At 37.2% G+C, this 25994-nt stretch carries 26 protein-coding genes, 1 tRNA gene and 2 pseudogenes; 16 read left to right on the top strand and 13 right to left on the bottom strand.

What is annotated here, in order from left to right; all coding sequences use genetic code 11:
* Positions 1 to 92 precede the first annotated feature (92 nt).
* Both IQ226_RS01380 and IQ226_RS01375 read right to left on the bottom strand, forming a co-directional pair.
* Positions 93 to 998 (bottom strand): alpha/beta fold hydrolase, encoded by a 906-nt coding sequence (locus tag IQ226_RS01380; protein ID WP_193891140.1) that lies wholly within the window; start codon positions 996 to 998, stop codon positions 93 to 95.
* Between the two features lie 2 nt (positions 999 to 1000).
* Positions 1001 to 1501 (bottom strand): HugZ family protein, encoded by a 501-nt coding sequence (locus IQ226_RS01375; protein ID WP_193891138.1) that lies wholly within the window; start codon positions 1499 to 1501, stop codon positions 1001 to 1003.
* Between the two features lie 124 nt (positions 1502 to 1625).
* Here IQ226_RS01375 and IQ226_RS01370 point away from each other — a divergent pair, with 124 nt between their 5' ends.
* The 3 genes from IQ226_RS01370 (at position 1626) to hppD (ending at position 5225) form a co-directional block, all read left to right on the top strand.
* Positions 1626 to 3110, top strand: coding sequence for a CIA30 family protein (locus tag IQ226_RS01370; protein WP_193891136.1), 1485 nt, complete (start codon positions 1626 to 1628; stop codon positions 3108 to 3110).
* 133 nt (positions 3111 to 3243) lie between these two features.
* Complete coding sequence (locus IQ226_RS01365) at positions 3244 to 3954, top strand: SDR family oxidoreductase (RefSeq protein ID WP_193891330.1); 711 nt, start codon at positions 3244 to 3246, stop codon at positions 3952 to 3954.
* A 179-nt stretch (positions 3955 to 4133) separates the two neighbouring features.
* Complete coding sequence (gene hppD / locus IQ226_RS01360; RefSeq protein ID WP_193891328.1) at positions 4134 to 5225, top strand: 4-hydroxyphenylpyruvate dioxygenase; 1092 nt, start codon at positions 4134 to 4136, stop codon at positions 5223 to 5225.
* A gap of 60 nt (positions 5226 to 5285) precedes the next feature.
* Here hppD and IQ226_RS01355 read toward each other — a convergent pair whose 3' ends face one another.
* Together IQ226_RS01355 and IQ226_RS01350 are read right to left on the bottom strand one after the other, a co-directional pair.
* Entirely contained in the window at positions 5286 to 5765 is a 480-nt protein-coding gene (locus IQ226_RS01355; protein WP_193891134.1) for an SH3 domain-containing protein, read from the bottom strand.
* Between the two features lie 106 nt (positions 5766 to 5871).
* Positions 5872 to 7383 (bottom strand): AAA family ATPase, encoded by a 1512-nt coding sequence (locus IQ226_RS01350; RefSeq protein WP_193891132.1) that lies wholly within the window; start codon positions 7381 to 7383, stop codon positions 5872 to 5874.
* Between the two features lie 303 nt (positions 7384 to 7686).
* On the opposite strand from IQ226_RS01350, the gene IQ226_RS01345 reads away from it, so the two are divergent.
* Complete coding sequence (locus IQ226_RS01345; protein WP_168632206.1) at positions 7687 to 7944, top strand: hypothetical protein; 258 nt, start codon at positions 7687 to 7689, stop codon at positions 7942 to 7944.
* 113 nt (positions 7945 to 8057) lie between these two features.
* On the opposite strand, the gene IQ226_RS01340 is transcribed toward IQ226_RS01345, so the two are convergent.
* Both IQ226_RS01340 and IQ226_RS01335 read right to left on the bottom strand, forming a co-directional pair.
* Positions 8058 to 8549: a DUF3368 domain-containing protein gene (locus tag IQ226_RS01340; protein ID WP_193891129.1), complete on the bottom strand. Its 492-nt coding sequence runs from the start codon at positions 8547 to 8549 to the stop codon at positions 8058 to 8060.
* Positions 8546 to 8791: a UPF0175 family protein gene (locus IQ226_RS01335; protein WP_193891126.1), complete on the bottom strand. Its 246-nt coding sequence runs from the start codon at positions 8789 to 8791 to the stop codon at positions 8546 to 8548. Before IQ226_RS01335 ends, IQ226_RS01340 begins: the two co-directional genes overlap by 4 nt.
* 128 nt (positions 8792 to 8919) lie before the next feature.
* On the opposite strand from IQ226_RS01335, the gene glcD reads away from it, so the two are divergent.
* The 4 genes from glcD (at position 8920) to pgsA (ending at position 13194) form a co-directional block, all read left to right on the top strand.
* Entirely contained in the window at positions 8920 to 10389 is a 1470-nt protein-coding gene (glcD, locus tag IQ226_RS01330; protein WP_193891123.1) for a glycolate oxidase subunit GlcD, read from the top strand.
* Positions 10390 to 10743: 354 nt separating this feature from the next.
* Positions 10744 to 11985, top strand: a complete 1242-nt coding sequence (locus IQ226_RS01325) for a glycoside hydrolase family 10 protein (protein ID WP_193891120.1) — start codon at positions 10744 to 10746, stop codon at positions 11983 to 11985.
* Positions 11985 to 12575 carry a hypothetical protein gene (locus tag IQ226_RS01320; RefSeq protein WP_193891117.1) on the top strand — a complete coding sequence of 197 codons (591 nt, stop codon included), beginning with the start codon at positions 11985 to 11987 and terminating at the stop codon, positions 12573 to 12575. The genes IQ226_RS01325 and IQ226_RS01320 overlap by 1 nt, the downstream gene beginning before the upstream one ends.
* A 106-nt stretch (positions 12576 to 12681) precedes the next feature.
* Positions 12682 to 13194 carry a CDP-diacylglycerol--glycerol-3-phosphate 3-phosphatidyltransferase gene (pgsA, locus tag IQ226_RS01315; RefSeq protein WP_193891115.1) on the top strand — a complete coding sequence of 171 codons (513 nt, stop codon included), beginning with the start codon at positions 12682 to 12684 and terminating at the stop codon, positions 13192 to 13194.
* A gap of 195 nt (positions 13195 to 13389) precedes the next feature.
* Here pgsA and psb34 read toward each other — a convergent pair whose 3' ends face one another.
* From psb34 to IQ226_RS01305, 3 genes and pseudogenes are all read right to left on the bottom strand, one after another.
* A complete protein-coding gene (gene psb34, locus IQ226_RS01310; protein ID WP_193891112.1) occupies positions 13390 to 13560 on the bottom strand; it encodes a photosystem II assembly protein Psb34 in 171 nt (56 codons plus the stop codon).
* 289 nt (positions 13561 to 13849) lie between these two features.
* Positions 13850 to 14017, bottom strand: a pseudogene (locus IQ226_RS24845) (RNA-guided endonuclease TnpB family protein); the annotation flags it as partial.
* A 113-nt stretch (positions 14018 to 14130) separates the two neighbouring features.
* Positions 14131 to 14203: transfer RNA gene (locus tag IQ226_RS01305), tRNA-Val, on the bottom strand.
* Positions 14204 to 14357: 154 nt separating this feature from the next.
* Here IQ226_RS01305 and IQ226_RS01300 point away from each other — a divergent pair.
* The 4 genes from IQ226_RS01300 (at position 14358) to IQ226_RS01285 (ending at position 17780) form a co-directional block, all read left to right on the top strand.
* A complete protein-coding gene (locus tag IQ226_RS01300; RefSeq protein WP_193891109.1) occupies positions 14358 to 14942 on the top strand; it encodes a metal-binding protein in 585 nt (194 codons plus the stop codon).
* Positions 14943 to 15138: 196 nt separating this feature from the next.
* Positions 15139 to 15618: a molybdenum cofactor biosynthesis protein MoaE gene (locus IQ226_RS01295; protein WP_193891106.1), complete on the top strand. Its 480-nt coding sequence runs from the start codon at positions 15139 to 15141 to the stop codon at positions 15616 to 15618.
* Between the two features lie 231 nt (positions 15619 to 15849).
* A complete protein-coding gene (locus tag IQ226_RS01290) occupies positions 15850 to 17166 on the top strand; it encodes an ATP/GTP-binding protein (RefSeq protein ID WP_193891103.1) in 1317 nt (438 codons plus the stop codon).
* Complete coding sequence (locus tag IQ226_RS01285; RefSeq protein ID WP_193891100.1) at positions 17151 to 17780, top strand: RloB family protein; 630 nt, start codon at positions 17151 to 17153, stop codon at positions 17778 to 17780. Before IQ226_RS01290 ends, IQ226_RS01285 begins: the two co-directional genes overlap by 16 nt.
* A gap of 18 nt (positions 17781 to 17798) precedes the next feature.
* On the opposite strand, the gene IQ226_RS01280 is transcribed toward IQ226_RS01285, so the two are convergent.
* The 3 genes from IQ226_RS01280 to IQ226_RS01270 form a co-directional block, all read right to left on the bottom strand.
* The gene (locus tag IQ226_RS01280; RefSeq protein WP_193891098.1) at positions 17799 to 18680 is read right to left on the bottom strand and encodes an ABC transporter permease; all 882 of its coding nucleotides are present in this window, start codon (positions 18678 to 18680) and stop codon (positions 17799 to 17801) included.
* Positions 18681 to 18807: 127 nt separating this feature from the next.
* On the bottom strand, positions 18808 to 19890 hold the full coding sequence (locus tag IQ226_RS01275) for a spermidine/putrescine ABC transporter substrate-binding protein (protein ID WP_193891095.1): 1083 nt from the start codon (positions 19888 to 19890) through the stop codon (positions 18808 to 18810).
* Positions 19891 to 21027, bottom strand: coding sequence for an ABC transporter ATP-binding protein (locus IQ226_RS01270; protein ID WP_193891092.1), 1137 nt, complete (start codon positions 21025 to 21027; stop codon positions 19891 to 19893).
* 123 nt (positions 21028 to 21150) lie between these two features.
* On the opposite strand from IQ226_RS01270, the gene mrdA reads away from it, so the two are divergent.
* The 3 genes and pseudogenes from mrdA to IQ226_RS01255 form a co-directional block, all read left to right on the top strand.
* Entirely contained in the window at positions 21151 to 22929 is a 1779-nt protein-coding gene (gene mrdA / locus IQ226_RS01265) for a penicillin-binding protein 2 (protein WP_193891089.1), read from the top strand.
* A 399-nt stretch (positions 22930 to 23328) separates the two neighbouring features.
* On the top strand, positions 23329 to 23580 hold the full coding sequence (locus tag IQ226_RS01260; RefSeq protein WP_193891086.1) for a hypothetical protein: 252 nt from the start codon (positions 23329 to 23331) through the stop codon (positions 23578 to 23580).
* Positions 23581 to 23600: 20 nt separating this feature from the next.
* Positions 23601 to 23756, top strand: a pseudogene (locus IQ226_RS01255) (3-phosphoshikimate 1-carboxyvinyltransferase); the annotation flags it as partial.
* A gap of 217 nt (positions 23757 to 23973) precedes the next feature.
* Here IQ226_RS01255 and IQ226_RS01250 read toward each other — a convergent pair.
* Complete coding sequence (locus IQ226_RS01250; protein WP_193891083.1) at positions 23974 to 24228, bottom strand: DUF6761 family protein; 255 nt, start codon at positions 24226 to 24228, stop codon at positions 23974 to 23976.
* A 924-nt stretch (positions 24229 to 25152) separates the two neighbouring features.
* On the opposite strand from IQ226_RS01250, the gene IQ226_RS01245 reads away from it, so the two are divergent.
* Complete coding sequence (locus IQ226_RS01245) at positions 25153 to 25923, top strand: response regulator transcription factor (RefSeq protein ID WP_193891080.1); 771 nt, start codon at positions 25153 to 25155, stop codon at positions 25921 to 25923.
* Positions 25924 to 25994 lie beyond the last annotated feature (71 nt).

Raw genomic sequence — 25994 nt, 5'->3', positions numbered from 1 at the left:
TTTTTCTATATTACAACTTTCTTGATGGTGTAACCCTTTCGCGGACAAGAAGTCAGAATTAAACGCAGATGAACACAGATAATTTTAGTCCTTTAGATTTCTAATTTTCCAGTTTTGTTGTATTTTTGGAAAATTCCTATGACAACTGCTGGTATTTCTAAATGAGGCAAAATTCCTGTATCGGGTATTTCATGAAAACCCTGAATTGCCTCAGTATTTAAATTTGCTAACCGTCGTCCCAATTGCATATTTGTAAATTGGGCATTTTCACCCCACAACATCACAGTGGGAACTTGAAGTTGTTGAATATATAAACTTAAATCAAAATACAAGTTTCCCCGTAAAAAAGACAAGGCTGCAAATTTGGCTTGATATTTTTGTGCAGAACTTAAATAAGCTGACACCATTTCCTGTGTCACTCTTTCAGGGTTAGAAAATAGAAAACTCTGCAAAAAGTTTCTCACTGCAATCTCATTTTCTGCACCTAAAGCATAAATTAAATTGTCTACTAATGGTGTATTAATTAAAGAAAGTGGTAATCTTCTGCCTGCACCTTCGCCAAAATCATTAAAACCCGCAGGACAAACTAAAAATAAAGCATTGAATAAATCGGGATAAGTCACAGCCAGACGAATAGTCAAAGCCGCCGTTAAAGAAGATGCGATGACGGTTACAGGTTGATTACAGGTTTGCGAAATAAACTCAAGAATCGTTGTTAAATAATCTTCAATTTGATAATCTCTCTCAGGGTGAGCAGATTTTCCCCAACCAATTAAATCCGGGGCTAAAATTCGATATGTTGACCCATAAGCTGGATAAATTTTTGACCATTCATAAGCAGACGCACCACCACCAAAGTTATGTAGAAATAATAATGGTGGTAAATCTTGATTTTTGGTATTTTCCCAAGGACTGCTAATTTGGGTATAATAAACCATTGTCCCCAAAGATGTATGAATGAATTTGCTACCAAAACCCGGAGGTTGAAATTTCAGCATAATTATGAAAGTGAATCCTTGGTAATTTGTACAAGTTGATTTATATTGTCATGACTAATATTATACGCAGCCCCAAACCCAATTACAAAACGTCCGCTATTCGGTGTCAGTTGCAAAATCCGAAAATCTGGTAAACTGCGTAATGTAGAAATCAATTCTCCAAACCGAACCTGAAATTTATCAACAATTTCCTGCCATTGTTCAGTTTCCCTTTCTAGCAAATTTGCGGTACAATCAAAGTTTAACCGCCGCCGAGCAAAAATCTGTTTAGTTTTAATTTCGTCATCAATAAATAAAACACTCACAAAAGGATGATTTTGAATATTTTGGGTATGAGTAGCTAGTCCACTTACATAAATATAGATGTTTTTATCATCGTCCATAACAAAGGGAGCATAACTAGCATTAGGGATGCCTTGTTTATTTACCGTACTAATAATAATGCTGGTAAATTCTTCAGGAAATTTCTCATATTCCGCTTGGGCGTTAGCAAGTTGACTCATTATGGCAATTATCGTATTGTATGAATATTATAATCCAGATCCATCCAGATCCCCGACTTCTTTAAGAAGTCGGGGATCTAAATCTGATATAATAAGACTAAGATAACATGATTAAATCGTAACTATGAATAATAACAACCGCTCTCGATGGGATTTATGCAGGTTTATTAAAACCCTAACTTACTTTGAAGTATTTCCGATTCTGAATTGGATACAAAAATTATTTCCAGGTAGTCCAACGGATAATAAAGATATATCAAAAGCAGGAGAAAATATGGCTGTAGTTCTGGTAGCTGGTGCAACCGGTGGTGTGGGTAAACGAGTTGTTAAGAAATTAATAACACAGGGTTATAATGTCCGCTGTTTAGTTCGAGATATTGAAAAAGCGCGACAAGTTTTGGGTGATGATATTAATTTGGTCGTTGGAGATATTACCAAACCAGAGACTTTAACAAATTTAGTTATGGCTAATATTCAAGCTGTAATTTGTTGTACGTCAGTGCGTGTTCAACCTGTGGAGGGAGATACACCCGATAGAGCCAAATATAATCAAGGTGTAAAATTTTATCTGCCGGAAATTGTTGGAGATACACCAGAAAATGTTGAATATCAAGGTGTGAAAAATTTAGTAACAGCAGCCGCAAAATATCTGGTTGCTGCGGGTGAAAAACCGATATTTGATTTCACGAAACCATCAGATGAAATCAAAGATATCTGGGGTGCTTTAGATGATGTGGTTATGGGGGGTGTTAGTGCTAGTAGTTTGCAAATTAGGGAAAATACAGCAGTATTTACAGGTAATGTTTCTACTGCTAATTCTGGGGGGTTTGCTTCGGTGAGAACTAAGAATTTTTCACCTTTGCTGGATTTATCTGGCTATCAAGGTGTGAAATTGCGGGTTAAGGGTGATGGACAACGTTATAAAATATTTATCCGCACAGAGTCAACTTGGGATGGTGTTGGTTATAGCTATTCTTTTGATACTGTTGCTAATAATTGGCTAGATATTCAGATTTCTTTTACAGATTTAGTTCCCGTGTTTCGTGCCAAAATTGTTAAGGACTGTCCACCAATGGATATTAGCAAAGTTTGTTCTGTGCAATTAATGTTGAGTAAGTTTGAATATGATGGTGCTTTAAATCCTGCTTTTAATCCGGGGGGGTTCGCGCTGGAAATTGCTTCCATTCAAGCTTATGGGGGAGAAACTTTACCTCAATTCGTATTAATCAGTTCCGCTGGGGTCACTCGTCCCGGAAGACCAGGAATTAATTTAGATGAAGAACCACCAGCAGTGAGATTAAATGACCAATTGGGAGGGATTTTAACCTGGAAATTGCGAGGAGAAGAAAGTCTGAAAGCTAGTGGTATTCCCTATACAATTATTAGACCTTGTGCTTTGACGGAAGCACTAGGAGGAAAGGAGTTAATTTTTGAGCAAGGTGATAATATTAAAGGAAAAGTTAGCCGTGATGATGTGGCGGAAATTTGTGTTCAAGCAATTAAAGAACCACAAGCTATTAATCGCACTTTTGAGGTGAAAGAAGGTGAACTAATTGCTGATAGTTTAAATTGGACAAGGCTATTTTCTGGTTTACAGGCTGATAAATAAAACTCTGAATAATTAATGGGTGACTCCAGCAAGATAATAACAGCATAAAAGCGATCGCTCAAATAATATATCACAGCCAGAATACCGAGATAGACTGTACTATAAATATAGTCTGTAAGGAAATGTAAATATGATGATGCTACAAGATAAAGTTATTGTCATTGTCGGTGCTACTGGTGGTATTGGTGCTACCTTAACTCGTCAATTATCCTCCACTGGTGCGCGTTTGGTGCTTGCAGCTAGAGACGGGGAAAACTTAGCTGCATTAGCAAATGGACTATCAGCCGATGTGCTGACAGTTCCCACCGATATTACTCAACCTCAACAGGTGGAAGCATTAATCCAAGCCACAATAGCCCAATTTGGACAAATTGATGTTTTGGTAAATGCAGCCGGAGCGGGCATTCTCAAAGCCTACAATAACATTGAATCGGCAGATTTAGAGGCAATGCTGGATCTCAATTTAAAAGGCTGTTTTTACACGACTCAAGCAGCAGCGAAGGAGATGCAAAAACGCAAATCTGGTCATATTTGTAATGTTGTCGGTATTCTTGGTAAACATTCAATGCCTATGGCTGCGGCTTATTCTGCGTCTAAATTCGGTGTGGTGGGTTTTAGTAAATGTATAGCGGAAGAACTGAAACGTTTTGGGGTGAAAATGACACTTTTTTACTTTGGAGGCATAGATTCTCCTTTTTGGGATAAGGTAAATTTAAAAGTAGATCGGAGTAAAATGCTGAGTTGTGAGACTGCGGCAAATGCTATTTTTTATGCTTTGTCGGCTGAACCACAGGCTATTCCTATGGAAATTAATATTCAACCTGAGAGTCATTTGTTTTTCTAGTGTGTAACAGATGTAATACCAAATTAAGATGAGGCTGGATAAAATAATATTTCCAGAATAATTGAACGCAGATAGACGCAGATAAACACGGATAAATTAATGGATTTCAGGATTCTGTGCAGCCTTACATAAAATTGGTAAAAAGATGATAGTAAATACTGGATTTAAAAGAAATTATGCTGCAAATTGATCACGTTCACTTTTATGTCGAAGATGCCCAAAGGTGGCGAGATTGGTTTGTATATTGTCTTGGTTTTCAAGCAGTGAATGATGGTATTTTTTCCAGGTCTTTTCATCATCCCAAATCGTTGCATACTTGTACAGAAGTGGTGAAAAGTGGATCTGTCTACTTTTTACTTTCTTCTGCGATTTTAGCGACTAGTCCGGTGGCTGAGTTTCTGCGTAAACATCCTCCTGGTGTGGCTGATATAGCTTTTGTAGTTGATGATGTGGAAGCTGTGATAGTAAAGGCTATAAACAATGGGGCAAGGATTCTCCAACCTGTTCAAGATACTGGATTTTGTCAGTATGCTAAAATTGCTGCTTGGGGTAGTTTAAATCATACGTTAATTACTAAAAATAAACCAAAAATAGAAGATAACGACAATATTTTACATAATTCTATTACGGCGATTGATCATCTAGTTTTAAATGTGGGTGTGGGTGAGTTGGTAACTGCTGTTAATTGGTATGAAAAAATATTTGATTTTCAACCTCAACAGACTTTTAATATTAAAACTGATCGTTCTGGTTTGCATAGTCAGGTAATGATTTCACCTCATGGCAATATTCAATTACCAATTAATGAACCAGCTTCGCCGAGGTCACAAATTCAAGAATTTATAGACGTGAATCGAGGTGCAGGTATTCAACATATTGCTTTATTAATACCTGATCTTGTTGATGCAATTTCTCAATTTCGGACTGCTGGTTTATCTTTTCTTTCTGTTCCCCAAAGTTACTATTCCCAACTCCAACAACGATATAAATTTTCTCTGTCAACTGAAGAGTTGCAAGCCATATCTGACCAAGAAATTCTGGTAGACTGGCATGAAGATTCTCATCCAGGGCAGTTATTATTACAAATTTTTAGTCAACCAATTTTTTCTAAACCAACTTTTTTCTTTGAGTTTATTGAACGTCGTTCTCTTGCCCAAGGTTTTGGGGAAGGTAATTTTTTGGCTTTGTTTCAAGCGATTGAACGCGAGCAAATTAAACGCGGTTTTGATTTCCCTTCAAACCAGGGAATAAATTCCCTGTCTAAAAGCTAAAGTCGGTTAAAACCGACTATTTTATCCCATATTCCGCACTTCACAATGTAGCTCACCCACTTACTGAGAACGTTGAATGTTACCTGATTTTACCCAACCTTCTTTATCGGTATCAGGAATGCGAATTTTTTGCCATTTTTTATCGGCGCTTTCTTCTAAAATAATTACTTTTTTATTACCACCAACTCCACCAATAGTGGAAGAATTTGCGTCTGGTTCAGACCGCATACTTAACCCATCTGCCCAAGTGACAGTTCCTTCGTAGGCATCTGGAGGTAGTGGTTTGGGTGATTCTGTGGGTGTGGGAGTAGCCGTAGGACTAGATGTGGGTTTGGGAGTAGTTGGTTTTTTAGGTGGAGATTTGGCAATGGCTTTGGGCTTTTTGGCTGAGAAAGAAGGATTATCGTTAGGATACATTGGTTTGGGAGGAGTTACGGCGGTACGGTTAACAAAATAGAGGGCAACTGTTAAGCCAGTACCTAATAAAACTGCGATCGCTAAAACAAAACCGAGTATAACTTTAAGTAAGTTTGTAAGCATATAGTGGGGAATTGGTAATGGGTAATTGGTAATTGGTTAGTTTTTTCTTCTTTCTTTTCTTACTTCTGATAAAGGGCGCGGGCCCCGCGCCCCTACCTCCTGACTCCTATAATTGACGTTGAATGCGATCGCTTAAAGGACTATATTTAGATGCTAGACGCGCCCTACCGGCGGCTGCCCATGCTTGGAGTTTTTGGATCTGTTCTACAGCGGTTCGTGCTAAGGGGATAATTTGACTGGCAGCCTCTAAAATATCATCAGTGGTGAAATCACGGTTTTGACTAAAGCCAATGTGCATGGCTTCAATTAACGTTTGTTCAATTTCTGCACCGGAAAAATCGGGGGTTTCGTAGGCTAATCTTTCGATTTCATAGCTGTTCAAATTATGGGGACGCAATCGGGATAAATGCACATTGAAAATGGCTTTTCTTTCCTCTTGGCTGGGTAAACCGACAAAGAAAATTTCATCAAATCGCCCTTTTCTCAACATTTCTGGTGGTAAAGCCTGAATATCGTTAGCAGTAGCCACGACAAAGACAGGGGAAGTTTTTTCTGCTAACCAATTGATAAAAGTCCCAAATACTCGGCTGGTAGTTCCCGCATCACCTTTGCTACCCAAACCCGAAAAAGCCTTATCAATTTCATCAATCCAGAGTATACAGGGAGCGAGCGCTTCTGCAACTTGAATCATTTGCCGGGTGCGGGATTCTGACTCACCCACCAAACCGCCAAATAACCGCCCTACGTCTAATCGTAACAGAGGTAAGTGCCAATGGTGAGCGATCGCTTTGGCAGTTAAAGACTTACCAGTTCCCTGAATTCCCACCAACATTAACCCACGAGGATGAGGTAAACCATATTGTCGGGCTTTTTCGCTAAAGGAACCCCCACGCCGAATTAACCAATCCTTCAAATTATCTAAACCACCAATATCAGTAATTTCCTCAGTGGCGGGGTAAAAATCAAGAATTTGAGTTTGGCGGATAGTTTGCCGCTTTTCTGCCAAAACTAAATCTACATCTTCCGGTTCTAATTGTCCATGAGTGGCGATTCCTCGCGCTAATACTCGGCGGATTCTTTCCATAGACAACCCCTGACAAGAACGCACCAAATCATCTAAAAACTTGCCGCCAGGGTGATTACCAGTGGCTTGTAACAACCGTTCCACCTCCATTTTGATTTCGGGGGCGTTAGGTAAAGGAAACTCAACCACCGTCAGCACTTCCGTTAAATCGTCAGGAATAGCAACGCGAGGGGATAATAAGACAATATTTTTCGGTTGGGATTTCAGGAGTCGGGCTAAATTACGGAGTTTACGAGAAATAGCCACATCATCCAAAAACCGATGATAATCCCGTAAAATCAGCACCGCTGGGGCAGTAGCAGTCAACTTTTCCACAAACTCCAAAGCCTGTAAGGGGTTACGTTTCCCAAACCCCACATCATTGGGACTACCCTGATAACCGTCCACAAAATCCCAAGTATACACCGGACGATTACCTTGATTTGCCGCCTCTTCCCGAATCGCCGCCTCTACCCGTTCCTCCTCATAAGTAGGAATATAAATCAACGAATAACGGGCGCGGAGTAACAATTTAAACTCATCACGAAAATTCATAAGAGTAATTATGCTTAAATTTTTAAATTTAGGATTTTAAAAAAATCTCTAACTTATAATACATGAAGTAGGTTGACGTTGAAAATTGTCGTTATGTCAAGGCAATAGACAATAGGCAAGTTTTCCAAAAATTCTCTTATGTCGAACTCAGGTTAGGTATGGCAAAGATAAGTAATTTTACATAATTTTTTACTTTAAAAATTAACTTATTCTCTATCTCCGTGTCAAATTTAAACTCTGTTGATCTAAAATATAAATTACGGTATAATTTTGATAAAACAGATTTTTATTTCTAAATCCACCATGAATAAAGTTACATTAGAGATTCCTGATCAATTAATGAATCAATTGCAAAATCAATCTGATTCTTTACAAAATATTTTGCTTAAAGCCTTGGAAGCATATTTAGCGGTAGAACCATCAAATTTAATCAAAACTAAAACTTGGGAACTCTGTGGAAGTTTAGAAATTCCTAATCCTGACCCTGAATTTATAATTAAAGATCAACAAGCAGAATTATCTACTAACTATGCAGAACATATTGATGATATTTTATATTAAACTCAACTATTTTAATATAAAATCATGAATCAAGAAATAATTGTTGATACCTCAGACTTAATTGCTTTTTCGTTAAAAGTGTACCGATATCTTATGTGATACAATAGTAAAAATTAAGTATTTTTCTCATTAGCTAATACTAACACTTCATGATATAAAGATTTATTAAGCCAAAAGCCATTAACCATTAAATCATCTAAAAGTGGTTGAACTAAGTCAATAAATCCTTTTTCTTTAGCAGCTAAAATAATACCTAAAATACCAGTTATTTTTAAACCTTGTTTTTTTGCTTCATTTCTGCCTTTTCTTTCATCAATAATTAAACGATCTGCATTGAATTCAACAGCCAGAGTAATTGCAGAAGCTTCACCAGGATCAAGAATTATTTGCAATTGTTTTAGTAAGGTTTCATTGGTGATAGGATAAATCTTAATCCAGTCTAAATTTTGAATTGCCAGGGTCGCTGGATCAGTTTGTCTAGAAGCAATAATTTCTTGATAGACCGTAATAGGTATCATAATATTGCCATAAAGTTTTCGCAATAAATTAAGCTGTCCAATAGCGGCTAAATTACTAATAGGCGAAGTATTACTAACAATAATCATAGCCAGTTATTAGCCTCTAAACTATCAACATCTTCTTTCAACTCTACTAGATCGTAGTGGGGAGAGATTTGACGACTACCTAAGATTTTTTGAAGTTGTAATTGATTCATTTTCGCAAAATTACTCGCTTGTCCAAGAGTCAATTTTTCTTGTTGAAATAACATAATTGCTATTTCCAGGAGTAATTCATCTTCAGACATGGAAATTGTTTTTAATGTGTCTTCTGTAATTACAATACTCATTTTTTCTGAATTGTTGTTAATGAATATGCTATATTTATTATACACAAACTTTTAAAAAGTTGCCTGTTATGTGATATAATAACAAAAACTTAAATCAATATTGTACTATCCCAACAATAAAAAAATCTATGCTTACCCAAGATAAAAAACAAATCAACTGGAAACCTATTATCAAAAAATTTGTCGCTGTAGTTGGTGAAAAAGGCGTAGTTCAACGCAAAGAAGAACTTCTCACCTATGAATGTGACGGTTTAACCAGCTATAAACAATGTCCCCCAGTCGCAGTATTACCCAGAACCACAGAACAAGTATCAGAAATTGTCAAAATTTGCAATCAATTCGCCGTTCCTTTTATTGCGAGAGGTTCAGGAACAGGTTTATCTGGTGGTGCTTTACCAACAGAAAATTCCGTTTTAATTGTCACTTCTTTAATGCGACAAATCCTCAAAATTGACTTGGGAAATCAACGGGCGATAGTCCAACCGGGAGTAATTAATAGTTGGGTGACACAAGCAGTTAGCGGTGCTGGTTTTTATTTTGCACCTGACCCTTCTAGTCAAATTATTTGTTCCATTGGTGGCAATATTGCTGAAAATTCTGGAGGAGTCCATTGTTTAAAATATGGTGTGACAACAAATCATGTTTTAGGTTTAAAACTTGTGCTTCCAGATGGGGAAATAGTTGATGTTGGTGGACAAATTCCCGAAACACCAGGTTATGATTTAACAGGTGTATTTGTCGGTTCAGAAGGAACATTAGGAATTGCCACAGAAATCACTTTAAAAATTCTCAAAAGTGCCGAATCAATTTGTGTATTACTCGCAGACTTTACCAGCGTAGATGCCGCCGCTGCCACCGTTTCTGATATTATCAGCGCGGGGATTATTCCCGGTGGCATGGAAATGATGGATAATATTAGTATTAATGCTGTAGAAGATGTTGTTGCCACTAATTGTTATCCCCGTGATGCCACAGCGATTTTATTAGTAGAAATTGATGGTTTAGAAGTAGAAGTTTCTGCAAATAAACAGCGAGTTACAGAAATTTGTCGCCAAAATGGGGCGCGAAATGTCACCAGCGCTAGTGACCCAGAAACTAGATTAAAATTATGGAAAGGCAGAAAAGCAGCTTTCGCCGCAGCGGGACATATTAGCCCTGATTATTATGTACAAGATGGGGTAATTCCTCGGACTCAATTACCTTATGTCCTCCAAGAAATTGAGAGATTAAGCCATGAATATGGTTATCCTATTGCTAATGTTTTTCATGCTGGAGATGGGAATTTACACCCATTAATTTTATTTGATAACTCCATTCATGGAGAATTAGAAAAAGTCGAAGAATTGGGAGGAGAAATTCTCCGACTATGCGTAAGAGTAGGTGGGAGTATTTCCGGTGAACATGGTATTGGTGCTGATAAGAAATGCTATATGCCAGATATGTTTAGCGAAGCTGATTTAGAGAGTATGCAATGGGTAAGACAGGTATTTAATCCCCAAGGTTTAGCAAATCCCGGCAAGATTTTCCCCACACCGCGTACTTGTGGAGAAGCAGCGAAAGCCTCCATTCAACAATTCTCCGGTGTAGAAAGATTCTAAGTAGGGTGAGGGTTCACCGCCCAGAAGTCAGGAAAGGGAATGAGAAAGAAATCTCTCTATTTCTCCTCCCTCTGTGTCCTCTGTGCCTCTGTGGTTCGTTTTTTTCATTTATTGCTTAGAAGTACCTTAGTTAGGGCTTGCTGAAAATATCCTCAACGGGGGAGGAGAAGCAGTTTTGCCATCTTCAAAAAATCTTTAGAATTCTTCACATATCACTTATAATTCTTAAAGGCACATAAATATTGTGTCTTTTTTACTGCTTTATCAAAAAACATTCATATCTTTATCTAATCCCCACAATAAAATTAGATTTTGTAGTTATATGGATATTAGCAATCTCGATTTAGTTAACAAATGAATTCTGTATTTCAGCGAGTTTTTGGATATTTTTTATGTTTGGGATTTGTCATCAGTTTAACAATATTTCCCATTTTTGCAAATCCTGGTTATACTCAAAATTCAAATTCTTTACCTGTAACTACAGAAATTCGTGGTGTTTGGCTGACTAATGTTGCCAGTGGTGTCTTTTATATCCCGTGGGGAATTGAAAGGGCAATACATCAATTAGCAGCACTCAATTTTAATACTATTTATCCCGTAGTTTGGAATCGAGGTTACACCTTTTATAAAAGTCCTTTAGCCAAAAAAATCACAGGTGCAGATAGTCAACCTTTGCTGAATTTTATTCATAATAAAAATGATTTTTTAGCCAAGGTAGTCAAATTGGCTAGAAGTAAAGATTTGACAATAATTCCTTGGTTTGAATATGGGTTAATGACTCCTCCAGATTCTGCGTTAGCTAAACTACATCCAGACTGGTTAACTATTGGAAAAAAGGGTGTAGAATCCATATCTGAAAACTTACTAGAAGATATGATTAATGGGGTTTATAAACAAGCTTGGCTAAATCCTCTACATCCTCAAGTTCAGAACTTTATTCGCGGCTTAATTTTAGAAGTTGTCAAAAATTATAATGTAGATGGTATTCAAATTGATGATCATTTTGGAATGCCTGTGCAGTTTGGTTATGATGCTTTTACGGTAAAACTTTATCAAAAAGAACATCGAGGGAAAAAACCACCAAGTAATCCTTTTGATTCAGAATGGATGCGCTGGAGGGCTAATAAAATTACTGCATTTATGGACAGTATTTCTAAATCTGTAAAAGCAATTAAACCCTATGCTAAAATATCTCTTTCTCCAAACTCACAATATTTTGCTTATAAATACTATTTACAAGATTGGGAAAATTGGGTAAAACAAGATCTAATAGATGAGTTGATTTTACAGGTATACAGAAGTGAAAAAACCTCTTTCATCACAGAAATGTCCAAACCATCAATAAAATCGGCTATGAAGAAAATTCCTGTAGCTATTGGTATCTCAACCGGAAATTTATTAAAGCCTGTAGAGATTGATCAAGTGAAGGAACAAATAAAAATAGTCCGCAATCAAAAACTTGCTGGTTTCTCTTTTTTCTATTGGGAAAGTTTATGGGGTTATATTGCTCCCGAATCACCTTATCAACGTCGTCGAGCTTTTCTCCAGATGTTTGATACTCAAGCTGTAAGACCATTAAAATTTAAGAAAGTATAATGCAATTATCACCTGTTAAATCTAATTCTAGAATTTTAATTTTTACATTGAAATGGGTTGTTGCTACTTTTCTGGGATTTTTATTGAGTTTATTAATGATTGAAATTAGTGAAGAACCAGATATGAGTGTTTTAGAAGCTGCTATCGGGAGTTTAACAATTTCTATCCCCCAAAGTTATCTGCTCAGACAATCTATTTCTCCTGGAAAATGGGTACTATCTACTCTTTTTCCTTGGGTAATTATTGCTGCAATTGGTGTTGGTGTTTTGGGTTGGACTGTAACTACTTCTGCGTTTCTAGCCACGCGAATTTTTCTAGGCATTATTATTGGTGGTATTGGTGGTTTATTAATTGGTGTATGCCAATGGTTGTTAGCTATTCCCCCATCACTTCCTCTAGCATGGAAATGGGTATTTGTCAATATTATAAGTTGGATGATATCTATACCCATTGGTTCAACTGTTGGCTTATTTTTGCATAGAATTACTAATTTATTTTTAGGGGAAGTGGTGGGATTGGCTGTTACTTGGTTATTGGTGGCAACATTAACGGGAGCCTCTGCGGTGAGAATTATTAAAGATTTATCATAGGGCTTGCTGAAAAATTCATCAATGCGGGTATCTCCAGGGTAACTTCTAAGTTGATGTTCGGAGGCTAACCTATATAATTAGTTTTGGTTTGTAATTTTAAATTGTCATGACTCTACCTAACTGGATTACTTTTTCTCGACTACTGGGAATACCTTTTTTACTTTACGGCTTATATAATCCCACCAATGAAGCCAAATGGATATGTTTAACTATATTTTTAGTTGCAGCCCTAACTGATTGGTTAGATGGATATTTAGCCAGAAAACTGAACCAAATTAGCGAGTTAGGTAAATTTCTTGATCCTTTGGTAGATAAATTATTGGTACTTGCACCATTATTAGTATTGGTAGAATTAGGAAAAATTCCAGCTTGGGCAGTGTTCATAATTTTAGCACGGGAATTAGCGATCGCTGGTTGGCGAGTTAATCAAACCACCATCACTGGTGCAAATATTTGGGGTAAACTGAAAACAGTGAGTCAAATTATTGCCATATCTTTACTAATTGCTCCCTTATCACCAACTTGGCAAATTCCAGTTTTAATTTCTTTTTGGATATCTGTAATATTGACAATTATTTCAGGAGTTATTTATCTAATTCCTCGAAAAATTAGTGAGTAAAATCAAAATAGAGCTATTTTACCCGGATGTTGCCGGACTACAAAGGCATTTGAATATTCATGGAGATAATTTGAGCTTTACACTTACCGGATTCTAAAACAAGAAATGGCAATAAAAAACCCTGGCGAAACTGACCAGGGTTAATTAGGAGAAAATTTGAATGACGATTAGATACAAATACCGAAGCTGGAAATTTTAGCTAACCCCCAAAGTAATTAGAACTATAGAAGTTAAAAATAATATTGCTGCTACACCTTGAAAAGCATAGTTGCTTTGTTGCGCTTTTGTAGGAAATTCTGCATAGTAAAGTTTGGGTTCTTTGGCGTAGTTGTTAAGAATGCCTTTTTCATCAGTTGTGGTATACATAATGTTTTTTCTTGGGTTTGTTACTTTATGTAAATTAATATAACAATTTTGTTACGAAGTGTCAATAGAACTTGACAAAAAAATAATTGATGCTAAAAATGGGTGCTGCTGATCATCGAAGAAAAAATCTCGGTGACAGCAGCCATAAAAAAACCACCTGCGCGGGTTTCCAGTGGAAAATTAGCGGAGGTGGGTGGAGCTTAATTTGACTCTCTCAGGGCTAAAGCCGCTGAAATTCTTTAATCTAAGACATGACTCGCTTAGACAAGATTTCTCCAAACTGAATGGAGGTCTTATCTCCTAAAGTGTTGTTCCATGCCGATGTTTTGTATTCAACAGAACGACAATCTTTTGGAAACTGAGGAAAGCTCTTCTTACCGGAAATCCCTTTCTTACAGTTCTCATAAAATCTGGTGATAGAAGACCATGCTCGTTCTGCGCTGGCTTGTCTAGCCACCTGTTACCTCCCTTCACTAGAAGACTTATTCAGTAACCCCTAACTAAAAAGCGATTAAGCAGTTCACAAACAAATTGTAAACTGCTATCAAAATAGGATTATGTTTTTTTAAATGGGCAGTACCAGACTCGAACTGATGACATCCTGCTTGTAAGGCAGGCGCTCTACCAACTGAGCTAACCGCCCGTTTGTTTCACCTAATCAGTATAGCATAGCCTTTGAAAATTTTGCAAGTCTTTTGAGAAAATTTTTCTGCTGGATGGAAAAGGCTGATGGGAACTGGATTGAGCTATACTAACCAAGATTTCACTGTTAATTTTATATTTTTAATTTTCCTAAGATGCCCTCTGGTCAAACGCACGATCGCATTACTATTTGGTCTATGCCTGTGGTGGCGGGTCTAACGCTGGGTTGCACTCACAGCAGTAATATGACTTTGTTGGTGGCGGGTGGGTTTATGTTTGGGGGACTGATGTTTGGTCCCGATTTAGATATTTACTCCCGTCAATTCCAGCGGTGGGGGTGGCTGCGGTGGATTTGGCTACCTTATCAAAAAAGTCTGCGACATCGCTCTTTTTTATCTCACGGTCCGATTATTGGCACAACTTTACGGGTGGTGTATCTGACGACTTTTTTGGCGTTGGTGGCGATTGTGGTTGTGATGATTTTCACCAAGTTGGGAAATGTGGCTTGGAACTGGGGGGAACTGTGGGGGACTGTGGGGAAGACTATCTATATGTATTATGGAGAATTTTTTGCCCTCTTTGTCGGCTGTGAACTCGGTGCAATGAGCCATTCTTGCAGTGATTGGACTGTTTCTGGTTATAAGCGCTTTCAAAAACAGGGTATTCAAGGTTTACTCCCTCGTGGCAAAATTAAGAAACGTAAAGTTAGCCCCAGTCGCCGCAGTGCGAAGAAGCGGTAAAAAGATGAAAACTAATCAGACTTTAGAGGGTATTCCTCAAAAGTTAATACGTCCTCATCCTCATGTATTTGCGTGAGACAAATTAATATTTAGAACATTTAATCGGCTCTTTCAAATCTACATAAACTTATAGAATAATTATTAAACTCAGATAAACGCGGGTAAATAAATTTGAGGATTTTTGTGAGAAGAATGTATGATGACAACTAAACCCAGAGTTGAAGATAGTTTTGGGATTACATTAGCGCCATTGTCTGTGGAAGAAATCTACAGTCAAGCAGATAATCCTGCTAATGGTGCTGTGGTGCTGATGAGTGGTATGGTTCGTAATCAAACCGATGGTAAGTCTGTGTTAGCTTTGGAATATCAGGTTTACGAACCGATGGCTTTACAGGTATTTTATCAAATTGCTGATGATATTCGCCATCAATGGCCTGATGTGAGTCGGGTGGTAATATATCATCGCATTGGCAGATTATTAGTTGGGGAAATTAGTGTGGTTGTGGCTATCGGTTGTCCCCATCGTGGTGAGGCTTTTGCCGCTTGTGAGTATGCTATTGATACACTCAAACATAATGCACCAATTTGGAAAAAGGAACACTACAGGGTACTAGGTGAAGATGGTTCTCTAATCGCAAAGTCCAGTTGGATATCTATTAAAAACTGTAATCATTAAGGAAGGTCAGCTGCATTTTTGCCGATATACAATCCTGGAGGAGAGATATTTGATACAAGGAAGTATTTTAGAAAAAATTGACTGCGGAAAATTGTCTTTGTAAAACTCTAATTTTTCATGATTGAAGTAGGTTAATATAACGAGTTGTGGTTCAAGTGAAGATTTTATTAGCTTTTACGATAAGATTTATGTGAAGAAATCACAGAAAACTGCTTTAAGTACCTTACAATTATGCTTGTAGACTTCACTGTTGAAAACTACCGTTCCATTAAAGAACCTGTAACCCTCAGTGCTGTTGCTCAAAAACAAAGCGCTCGCAAAACAAGCGCAACCAGCAAACGCAAAGGGATAAAATCAGATCATGAAATTGCACCTGGGTATCATGTTGAAGGTTGGGATATGGAAATTTTACCTGTTTTAGCGATTTTTGGAGCTAATGCGTCAGGTAAAAGTAATGTAATTCAAGCTTTAGATTATTTATTCCTAATCATGGCTCATAGTACACAGGAATCTGCAAGCCTTCAGAGACTTTTTAAATCTGCAAAATTAGATCCTTTTAAATTAGATAATATCTCTGATAAACAACCGACAAAATTTGAATTAAGAACTATATTTAATAATAATATTTATACTTATTCATTAGAAATTAATCAACATCATGTGATTTCAGAAAGCTTGAATTATGCTTTAAATACGACGAAAAGAACTCGGCGGTTATTTCATCGGCAATGGGATGAATATACGAAGAAATTTATTTGGAAAACTGGTGATGATTTTGCTGGTCCACATAATCAACTTCAGCAGAGTATTAGAGAAAATGAGTTATTTATTAGTACATTAATAAAATTACAAATTGACAAAATAACATTTTTTGTAAATTGGATAATGACTCATTTAATAGGTATTCATTTAGGTGATGAAGACTTAGATTTATTCCGGCTTACGTCATCTTTAGATATTGATGATTACTTATTTAATTACATTCTCAAAGATGTCGTTAAATTTGTACAGAAATTTGACACTGGTATTTCTAGAATTGAGATAAAAAAGAATCCAGAAGATATTTTTGGCTATAGTATATATGCTGTACATAATAATCATAATGGGAATGAAGTCCACTGGTCTTTTGATGAAGAATCTCTTGGAACTCAACGCATATTTAACTTGGCATTTCGGTTAGTATTAGTTCTGAACACAGGGCAATTAGCAGTTATAGATGAATTAGGTACTAATATTCACCCTAATATTGTAAAATATATTATCAAAATGTTCCAAAACCCCAAAACAAATCCTAAAAATGCTCAACTTATTTTCACAAGCCATGATAATACATTACAAAGAAATAACTTATTACGACGTGATCAAATATGGTTCACACAAAAACGCCCTGACCATAGTACAGAATTATATCCCTTAACTGATTTCCATGTCCGCAATGATTTAGCAATTGATAAAGCTTATTTAGATGGACGCTTTGGTGCTGTTCCATTTTTACCATCTGAGGAAGAAATGATATTACAGGGTGATGAGGAATGTCAAGAAAGTTAGAACGTCGTCAACCTAGCAGGACAATTACTCAAAAAATATTAATTGCTTGTGAAGGAAGTAAAACAGAACCAATTTATTTCAATAGCATTCGCAATGAATTACGTTCACCAACTTTAGAAATTATTGTATTGCGTAATCAAGGGAAAACTGACCCAGGTAACATTATTGAAATACTCATTGAAAAACGACAGCAAATGAAAGATGAGAAAAGATGGACTACAAATGATGCTGCTTGGGCTGTTTTTGATGGAGATGAACATATTGAAAAAAGTCGTACAAGTTGGGAAAATGCGATTAATAAAGCTAATAGTCAAAAGATTAATTTAGCTATTACAAATCCCTGTTTTGAACTTTGGTATTTAATTCATTTTCAAGATCATTTATCTCAAATTAATCGAGATAAATTAGTTAAATTATTAGATAAACATATACCTGACTATGATAAATCAATGTGTTTATATCCAAAACCATTAAAAGAACTTACTAATCAAGCTATTCAACGGGCTGAAAAAATAGCCAAGCAGATAGAACGTAATCAATTATATGAATATTCAAATCCTTGTTGTAGTGGTTTATCGAAACTAATTATTAGTTTATTAGGTTTAATTTCATAAAATTTGTAAAGTCAACAATTATTTAGTTTGATCAAATTTAATCACTAAAGAAATGGCAATACTCACCATCAAAATTAATGCCATACTCAATGCTGAACCAAAACCCCAATTTTGACTAGCACCAAGAAACTGATTATAAACTAACCGCGCAGCAGTCATACTTGACGCACCACCCAGTAATTCTGGGTCTATAAAATCCCCTAACCCAGTAATAAAAACTAGCAGCGAACCAGCAGTGATTCCTGGTAAAACTTGAGGTACAGTTACTTTCCAAAAGGTTTGCATGGGATTTGCACCCAAATCAGCAGCAGCTTCTAACAATTGTTTATCTAACTTTTCTAAGGAAGCATATAAAATTAATACCATGTAGGGTAACAGGCTATAACTCATACCAATTAATACCGCTGAGTTACTGTTCAAAATATGGATAGCGGGTAAACCAAAACTGGCTAATATACTATTTAATAATCCGGTGGGACGTAAAATTGTAATCCATGCGTAAGAACGCAATAAGGAAGAAGTCCACAAAGGCAAAACAAAGGCTAATAACAACAAATTTTGCCACCGCTTTGGTGCCATCAAAGCAATCCAATAAGCAACTGGAAAGCCTAAAATTAAGGTGATAATAGTAGTGCTAAATGCTAGAAAAAGTGAATTAATGATGACTTTTAAATAAAGCGGTTCAAAAATGCGAATATAGTTACCTAATCCACTAGGATTTACTAAATCACCTGGTCGAATATCTGGGACTAAACTTAATTCAAAAATTATTAATGTTGGCAAAACTAGCAACATTAATAACCAAATGCCAGATGGTGCTAGTAATCCCCAGGTTGGTAGCCAATTTTTCCAATCAGGTTGTGATTTATTTATTTTGTTCAGGTTGCTAGAAGATTCCATTTGCAAATTAGTGATTATATAGCGGTATGCACTTGAATGAGATATTAATATTTACGGTAGAAGCGATACGGCAAAATAGTTTACTCCTTCTTTCTTATTCTTTTTTCTGACTCCTGACTCCTAATTTTCAAGTTAGTAATTGAGTCCAATAGCGTTCATAAGTTTCTTCAAATGTTCCTAAAGGTTTCAGCCGTTCGCACTTAGCTAAAAGTGATTCAGGGGGAAATAAATTAGTGTTTTTTTGAATTGCTTTTGGTAATTGTTCAAATGCTGCCTGATTAGGAGTAGAAATATATAAACGTTCGGAAATTTTTGCTGCTACTTCTGGTCGCAAAATTAAGTTAATCCAGGCGTAAGCACCAGCTATATTCGGATTAGATTTGGGAATGACGATGGTATCTGTCCATAATGAAGAACCACTGCGAGGAATTACAAATTTGAGTTTGGGATTTTCCTTGCAAATTTTGACGGCATCTGAAGAATAACACATAGCGATCGCTAAATCTCCCGCCAGAATCTTATTTTGCCAAGCGTCTGTATCAAAAGCGGCGATCGCAGGTTTTAATATCTGCAATTTCTGATATGCTTGTTTAACCTCATCTTCATTTTGGGAATTATAGGAATAACCCAACATCCGCAAGGTTGCACCCATTACCTCTCGCACATCATTGAGTAAGGTAAACCGTTTATTGAGTTGATCTTGATTTTGCCAAAGATACTCCCAATCTTCCGGGACATTTACCAATTGTTCTGAGTTGTATAATAAACCTGTTGTTCCCCAATTAAAAGGAAGACTATAACGATTATTTGGGTCATAAATAGGATTAGTAAATTGGGGAAATAAATTATCTAAGCCAATTAAACGGTTATGATCTATTTCTATTAATAACCCCTTTTCCGCCATCTTCTGTACCATATAGTCAGATGGGTAAATGATGCTATAAGTCCCACCACCTCCAGCTTGCAACTTAGCTAACATGACATCGTTGGATTCATATACATCTGCTATTACTTTCATCCCTGTTTGGGTCGTGAAGGTAGTTAGTAATTCTTTATCCGTATATTGAGTCCAGGTATAAATATATAGTTTGTCACTTTGATTAGAGCTAACATAGTTTGACCCCACATTAGCTAGTCGCCAACCACAACTACCTAAAGATAAGGTAGAAAATGCCGCCATTTTTTTGAGAAAATTACGTCTGTTAGTCATTTAATTTACATCTTGACTAATAGCTAAACAGTCAGATTTTTCCCACCAAGCATAAATGGGTATATTCCTATCTGGTAAACTACCATAAGTATTAGGTTGTAAAACATTGAGGTTCACACCATTGATTAATTCCACAACATAATTAACATGAGTCCCTAAATACATGACATTAATTAGCCGTCCCTCAAAACAGTTTGTGGGTATATTAGTGGGATAAAGGGAAAGTTGAATTTTTTCAGGACGGACACTAACAACAACACTTTGAGCTATTTCTAGAGGAGTTTGTTCGTGACGACCAACAATCATGGTTAATCCGGTTTTAGTAGAAATTTTCACAGATTCTACATCCACTTCCACAATTTCACCGCTAAATAGATTAGTATCACCAATAAAGTCAGCCACAAAAGGCGTTTGCGGACGTTCGTAAATTTGACTAGGAGTACCAATTTGTTCTATTTTGCCTTGATTCATCACCGCAATGCGATCGGATAAACACAATGCTTCTTCCTGATCATGTGTCACCATCACAAAAGTTAACCCTAAATCCTTGTGAAGATTGGATAACTCAACCTGCATCTCCTGGCGAAGTTTTAAGTCTAATGCTCCCAAAGGTTCATCGAGGAGAATCACTGCGGGACGATTTACCAAAGCTCTTGCTAAGGCTACCCGCTGTTGTTGACCACCGGAGAGTTGACTAGGAACACGCGATCGCAAACTTTCCATTTTTACTAGTTTTAAAGCATCCGTGACGCGACTAGCAATTTCCGATTTGGATATTTTTTTTAATCGCAATCCAAAAGCAATATTTTCCCACACATTTAAGTGATTAAATAAAGCATAACTTTGAAATACAGTATTCACCGGTCGCCGATAAGGAGGAACATCAGTCATTAACTGACCTTGAATCAGTAACTTACCAGCATCCACCCTTTCAAATCCAGCAATCAAGCGGAGCGTAGTTGTCTTTCCACAACCAGAAGGACCTAAAATGCTAAAGAACTCTCCCCGTCTAATATCCAAATCCACTCCGTGTACTGCGGGTTCTTGGTTGAAAAACTTGAATACATTACGCAATTCAACATCAAGTGGCTGTAATGGTTTTAAACTTCTTTGATTCTGCATCGCAGTTTGAGCCATAATCTTCAGTAGAATACCCTGATATTTAATCTTGTCAGTTGTCCGTTGTCCGTTGTTACCTGTAACCTGTAACCTGTTCCCTGTAACCTGTCACCTATTTATCCCAAAAAATTATTTTGGTCTATGACTATTTTACCATCATTACTTAGTATAACAAAAAATACACGCACAGTTGGACGTGGTGTCCAGTCCACATTTGTAATTTTATTCACATTATTAATGTTATCTGGAATCGGCGCTAGATTAATATATTTACAAATTATCGAAGGAAAAAAACACCGCATCCGAGCAGAATCTAACCGCATTCGGATTATTCCCAAACAACCAGAAAGAGGTAATATTTTTGATAGGAATGGTAAATTATTAGCCAGCACCCGTTATCCCCGCTCTGTATATTTGTGGCCAATGGCACATACCAAACCATCCTGGTCGGTAGTTGGTCCACGTTTAGCAAAAATTCTCGATACTCCCCAAACAGATATTGAGACAATACTTGAACAATCTGCTGTCAATCCCTCATCACTAATTCGCATTGCTCGAAATTTAAACGAGGCACAGGTAACAGGATTAAAAGAGTATGAAAATGAACTACCAGGAGTGAAAATAAATACGGAAGCTGTGCGTTATTACCCCCATGGTCAAGAGTTGGCTCACATACTGGGATATACCCGTGAAATTACTGCTGAACAGTTAGAGAAAAAGAAAGCAGATGGCTACCGATTGGGAGATGTTATGGGTCAAATGGGAGTAGAAAAAGCTTATGAAAAATTGTTAAGAGGTGAATGGGGTGGTCAGCAGGTAGAAGTAGATGGTAGTGGTAGACCATTACGAGTATTAGGAAGCAAGCAGGCAAAAGCTGGTAATGATTTGCACTTAACCATAGATTTAGATATGCAAATAGCCGCAGAAAAAGCTTTAGGTAAACGCAATGGCGCAATAGTCGCAATTAACCCGAAGAATGGGTCTATCTTAGCAATGGTGTCTCATCCTACTTTTGACCCCAATATATTTTCTAAACAAAAACTTTCTCAAAAAGACTGGGAAACCGTTCAAGGTTCTGGTCATCCTTTAGTTAATCGGGCCATAAGTGCCTTTCCTCCCGCCAGTACATTTAAAATTGTCACCACAACCGCTGCACTAGAATCAGGTAAATTTTCTCCTGATACAGTATTACAAACCTATGGTTCTTTAACTATTGGTGGAACTAGATTTGGCGAATGGAATCACGCTGGTTTTGGTCCTTTGGGTTTTGTAGGGGCTATGCAGTGGAGTAGCGATACTTTCTTTTATCAAATTGCCAAGAAAGTTGGTGGACCAACATTGATTGAATGGACTCGTAAATATGGTTTCGGTCAAAGAACCGGGTTTGAATTTACAACAGAAGAATCTAAAGGTTTAGTTCCTGATGACAATTGGAAACAGAAAGCCTGGAAGATACCTTGGAGTGTCGGTGACACTGTGAATATGTCCATTGGCCAAGGTGCTTTACAAGCTACACCTTTACAAACCGCTGTGATGTTTGCTGTACCTGCTAATGGTGGTTATCGAGTTCAGCCCCATTTATTGAAGGATAATGAAGAAGCTAAAAGCTGGAGAGAATCATTAAATCTTAAACCCACCACCCTCAAAGTTCTCCGTGAAGGACTGCGGAAGGTAATTAGTGAAGGTACGGGTAAGGTATTAAATGTCCCCAATCTTCCGCCAGTGGCTGGCAAAAGTGGTACTGCTGAAGCTTGGAGAGAAGGAGTTAAAGAAAATCACGCTTGGTTTGGCGCTTATGCACCAGCGGATAAGCCAGAAATTTTAGTGGTAGCCTTTGCTGAACATTCCGGTGGTGGTGGTGGTAGTGTTGCTGCACCCATGATTTTAGAAATTATGGAAAAACATTTTGCTCGAAAATAGGTAATGGGTAATGGGTAAGAATAATTCTTTCCCCCCACTCCCTACCCCCTGCTTCCTGCTGGCCATAAAAAAAAGACCCTGAAATGATCTCCAGGGTACTTACACGTTTTTCAGGCATTAATAAGTTTAAGATTACTCAGCCTCAAGAAATATTGCTACTACCTAAAGTAGAGTTAATGGAAATATTTTGGCTTGAGGGTGAATCAGAAGGCATCATTGGTGACAAGTTAGTTAAGGCTGTATGCCTACCGGATTAATAAATATAGTTGGTTAAAATTAATCAAATTATATGAAGGTAATTTACTTTTTTTTAAAAGTATTAGTATATTAATCTATAAAAACTATGATGGTCAAGTTGTTAATTGTTTAGCTGAAAATACTTTACATATAACCAATCAAATGCAGTCTTATTTTCAAGAGACATTTCACCACCTATCACCCCAAGAACAACAAATAGTATTAGAACTAAGTAAATTTGACAACCCTATTTCCAGAGAAGAATTAAGACAAAGTTTAAATTTATCCTCAGTTGATTTTAATAATGGGTTACAATCCTTACAACAACGGTATTTAATCACGAAAATCAAAGAAGATAAAATTCTGTTTAAATTATCTCCAGTTTTTCAAGAATATGTGAGAACTTGTTGTTAATACGAAAATGTTAGCATCATAGGGAGAGCGATCGCGTAACTGTAATGGCACAACAACTCAATAAAACGGGGGCAAAAATCAGCGAATTACCCGACGGGATGGAAATCACCGACGCTACTCCCTTAGTTGGTACGGAAGTAGATAACAAAAAAATTCCCCTTATTTGTATGAAACTAAGGGGTATAAATTGCAGTATTTCCCAAATTTAGTCCCCTATACCCCATTGACCAAGGCAAAAATCGTGCTATGATCATCGGCGGTACTAGCCCATTACCGCAAGGCGGAAGTCAAAAGTCAAAGGTCAAAATGAAGACAGTATAGGCTTTTGGAGGATTTAGAATGGTTGGTTTATTTACGCCGTTTTGTACTAGTTATCAAAATCGGATAGTACCTTTAGTAGTAGCCATGCTGTTTTTCAGGTTCTGGTTGAACTATTGTAAAATTAGATACATCATGCAAGTAACGACTGGCTTCCTCTTCTAAGCGATGAATCCAATATGGTTCGATGATGTTACTATGTCGAAGTGCGGCTAGGTATCCATCCAAATACATCCGCATATCATCCATACGATAACCGCGATTCCATAATTCGACGAAGGCGTCGGTAAGTCTTTGGTAGTAGCGGATGGTTTGTGTGTCTTGGAGCATAACTGCTGTATTAATCTCTTTGCGATGAGAATTGTAGATGATGATTCACGCTTAATGAAATATCACTTCCCTCTCCTGTATTAACTCACAAGTTAATATTTTCACCTTGGGTGAGACCCCCCAGCAGCTAAAAACTTAATTAGATCCTACGCCAAAAAGTTGGAAATATGCTGATTTTGTAAGGTATTTTTACGATTTTTTGTCAAAAGTTAAATATGATAGCTGGACTTTAGCTATCTATTTGTAACCACAGAGGGTAATGGATTCTTGTCCAATTTTTTAGACGTTGTTTACTGGGAATACAAATCTAGCTATGATTGCATAAATCTGTAAAATCAAGTTTTAGAATTTGTTGGCTGTTTCCGGGATCAATGACCAACTGTCTCTACCTTCGGTTGTCATCGGGTGTGATTTTTGTGCTACTCCCTTTGGTGAATGATTGTTGTATTGAGTTTACCATATCTCTCAAGGAGTAGGACAGATTGCTAAAAATAAACTTTAATGATATGGGGTAGAAGTCGGGAGTCACCGAGTCACCGAGTCACCGAGTCAGGAGGAATAAAAAGAAGAAGAGAAGAAGAGAAGAAGAAAGTAAAGACAGAAAGACGGAAGAAAGAAGAGTGAAAGTAATAGGGTTGTATGGCTTTTTGAAGTAAATTTTGTAGCTGATTCTAGTTCATACCGCTATAAGCGATGGGAAAGTAATTTTATTTACCTATTGCCGTTGTTAAATGGATATAATGTAAACGTAATAAAAATTTAATAAAGCTACTAGTTTGGCTGTAAATAAAGTAAAAAATAAATTTTCTGCAAGGTTTTTGGGGAAAATGTGAAGAATATGTCTATTGAAGTAACAAAAACTACAAAACCTTAATCATGGGATTGTTAATTTGAGATTCATCAACGCTAAGGGGTCTTGCCACTGTGGGTTCGGTTTGTATAGAAATTGTTGAGGGGAATCCCCATCTGAGGTCGTTGTTGGGTTGGCACTTGCAACAACTAGAATACCGAGTTCATCAAGCTGCCAGTATTTATCAAGCAAAAGAAGTGTTTATCAGCCATCAACCCACTCTAGTCATTCTAGATGCGGATTTATCAGATGGTGATGGGGTCGAGTTTTGCCGCTGGTTACATCGTCAACAGCAGCCTTTGATTCTCATGTTATCTGCCCGTACGAATGAAGCCGATATTGTGACGGGATTAAAAGCGGGGGCGGATGATTATTTAAGCAAACCTTTTGGAATGCAAGAATTTTTGGCTAGGGTTGAGGCAATTATTCGCCGTAACCGGACACCTACTGCACCAGCTTATTTAGATTATGGCAGTTTGCAAATTGATTTAGTTCAGCGTCGGGTGCGGTTTCAAGGGGAGTTTATTGACTTAACGCCCCAGGAGTTCAGTTTATTATACGTTTTAGCACAAGCTGGAGGAGTGCCTTTAAGTAGATCGGAATTATTACGTCGTGCTTGGCCTGATGCTATTGATAATCCCCGCACCATTGATACTCATGTTTTATCGTTGCGGAAGAAGGTGGAACTTGATCCACGTCAACCCAGTTTAATTCAAACTATCCGCAATGTGGGATACAGATTTAACATGGAAATTTTGAATGTTAATGTTCCGCAAACACAAACAAAATTACCAAGAGAAAGATTTACTAATCAAATTCCTGTACTAACTACTCAAAGTTTATGAAACAGGGAAAGGGGAACAGGGAACAGGGAACGGACAGAGGCAAGAGGCAAGAGGCAAGAGGAACTGGGGTT

It is taken from the genome of Dolichospermum sp. LEGE 00240 (assembly GCF_015207875.1).
GTDB lineage: Bacteria > Cyanobacteriota > Cyanobacteriia > Cyanobacteriales > Nostocaceae > Dolichospermum > Dolichospermum gracile.
This window is presented reverse-complemented; position numbering and strand designations above follow the sequence as displayed.

What these genes read in the sequence shown, in the direction of transcription:
- IQ226_RS01380 (WP_193891140.1), bottom strand. Translation starts at nt 998, where the DNA reads ATGCTGAAATTTCAACCTCCGGGTTTTGGTAGCAAATTCATTCATACA.
- IQ226_RS01375 (WP_193891138.1), bottom strand. Translation starts at nt 1,501, where the DNA reads ATGAGTCAACTTGCTAACGCCCAAGCGGAATATGAGAAATTTCCTGAA.
- IQ226_RS01370 (WP_193891136.1), top strand. Translation starts at nt 1,626, where the DNA reads ATGAATAATAACAACCGCTCTCGATGGGATTTATGCAGGTTTATTAAA.
- IQ226_RS01365 (WP_193891330.1), top strand. Translation starts at nt 3,244, where the DNA reads ATGATGCTACAAGATAAAGTTATTGTCATTGTCGGTGCTACTGGTGGT.
- IQ226_RS01355 (WP_193891134.1), bottom strand. Translation starts at nt 5,765, where the DNA reads ATGCTTACAAACTTACTTAAAGTTATACTCGGTTTTGTTTTAGCGATC.
- IQ226_RS01350 (WP_193891132.1), bottom strand. Translation starts at nt 7,383, where the DNA reads ATGAATTTTCGTGATGAGTTTAAATTGTTACTCCGCGCCCGTTATTCG.
- IQ226_RS01345 (WP_168632206.1), top strand. Translation starts at nt 7,687, where the DNA reads ATGAATAAAGTTACATTAGAGATTCCTGATCAATTAATGAATCAATTG.
- IQ226_RS01340 (WP_193891129.1), bottom strand. Translation starts at nt 8,549, where the DNA reads ATGATTATTGTTAGTAATACTTCGCCTATTAGTAATTTAGCCGCTATT.
- IQ226_RS01335 (WP_193891126.1), bottom strand. Translation starts at nt 8,791, where the DNA reads ATGAGTATTGTAATTACAGAAGACACATTAAAAACAATTTCCATGTCT.
- glcD (WP_193891123.1), top strand. Translation starts at nt 8,920, where the DNA reads ATGCTTACCCAAGATAAAAAACAAATCAACTGGAAACCTATTATCAAA.
- IQ226_RS01325 (WP_193891120.1), top strand. Translation starts at nt 10,744, where the DNA reads ATGAATTCTGTATTTCAGCGAGTTTTTGGATATTTTTTATGTTTGGGA.
- IQ226_RS01320 (WP_193891117.1), top strand. Translation starts at nt 11,985, where the DNA reads ATGCAATTATCACCTGTTAAATCTAATTCTAGAATTTTAATTTTTACA.
- pgsA (WP_193891115.1), top strand. Translation starts at nt 12,682, where the DNA reads ATGACTCTACCTAACTGGATTACTTTTTCTCGACTACTGGGAATACCT.
- psb34 (WP_193891112.1), bottom strand. Translation starts at nt 13,560, where the DNA reads ATGTATACCACAACTGATGAAAAAGGCATTCTTAACAACTACGCCAAA.
- IQ226_RS01300 (WP_193891109.1), top strand. Translation starts at nt 14,358, where the DNA reads ATGCCCTCTGGTCAAACGCACGATCGCATTACTATTTGGTCTATGCCT.
- IQ226_RS01295 (WP_193891106.1), top strand. Translation starts at nt 15,139, where the DNA reads ATGATGACAACTAAACCCAGAGTTGAAGATAGTTTTGGGATTACATTA.
- IQ226_RS01290 (WP_193891103.1), top strand. Translation starts at nt 15,850, where the DNA reads ATGCTTGTAGACTTCACTGTTGAAAACTACCGTTCCATTAAAGAACCT.
- IQ226_RS01285 (WP_193891100.1), top strand. Translation starts at nt 17,151, where the DNA reads ATGTCAAGAAAGTTAGAACGTCGTCAACCTAGCAGGACAATTACTCAA.
- IQ226_RS01280 (WP_193891098.1), bottom strand. Translation starts at nt 18,680, where the DNA reads ATGGAATCTTCTAGCAACCTGAACAAAATAAATAAATCACAACCTGAT.
- IQ226_RS01275 (WP_193891095.1), bottom strand. Translation starts at nt 19,890, where the DNA reads ATGACTAACAGACGTAATTTTCTCAAAAAAATGGCGGCATTTTCTACC.
- IQ226_RS01270 (WP_193891092.1), bottom strand. Translation starts at nt 21,027, where the DNA reads ATGGCTCAAACTGCGATGCAGAATCAAAGAAGTTTAAAACCATTACAG.
- mrdA (WP_193891089.1), top strand. Translation starts at nt 21,151, where the DNA reads ATGACTATTTTACCATCATTACTTAGTATAACAAAAAATACACGCACA.
- IQ226_RS01260 (WP_193891086.1), top strand. Translation starts at nt 23,329, where the DNA reads ATGCAGTCTTATTTTCAAGAGACATTTCACCACCTATCACCCCAAGAA.
- IQ226_RS01250 (WP_193891083.1), bottom strand. Translation starts at nt 24,228, where the DNA reads ATGCTCCAAGACACACAAACCATCCGCTACTACCAAAGACTTACCGAC.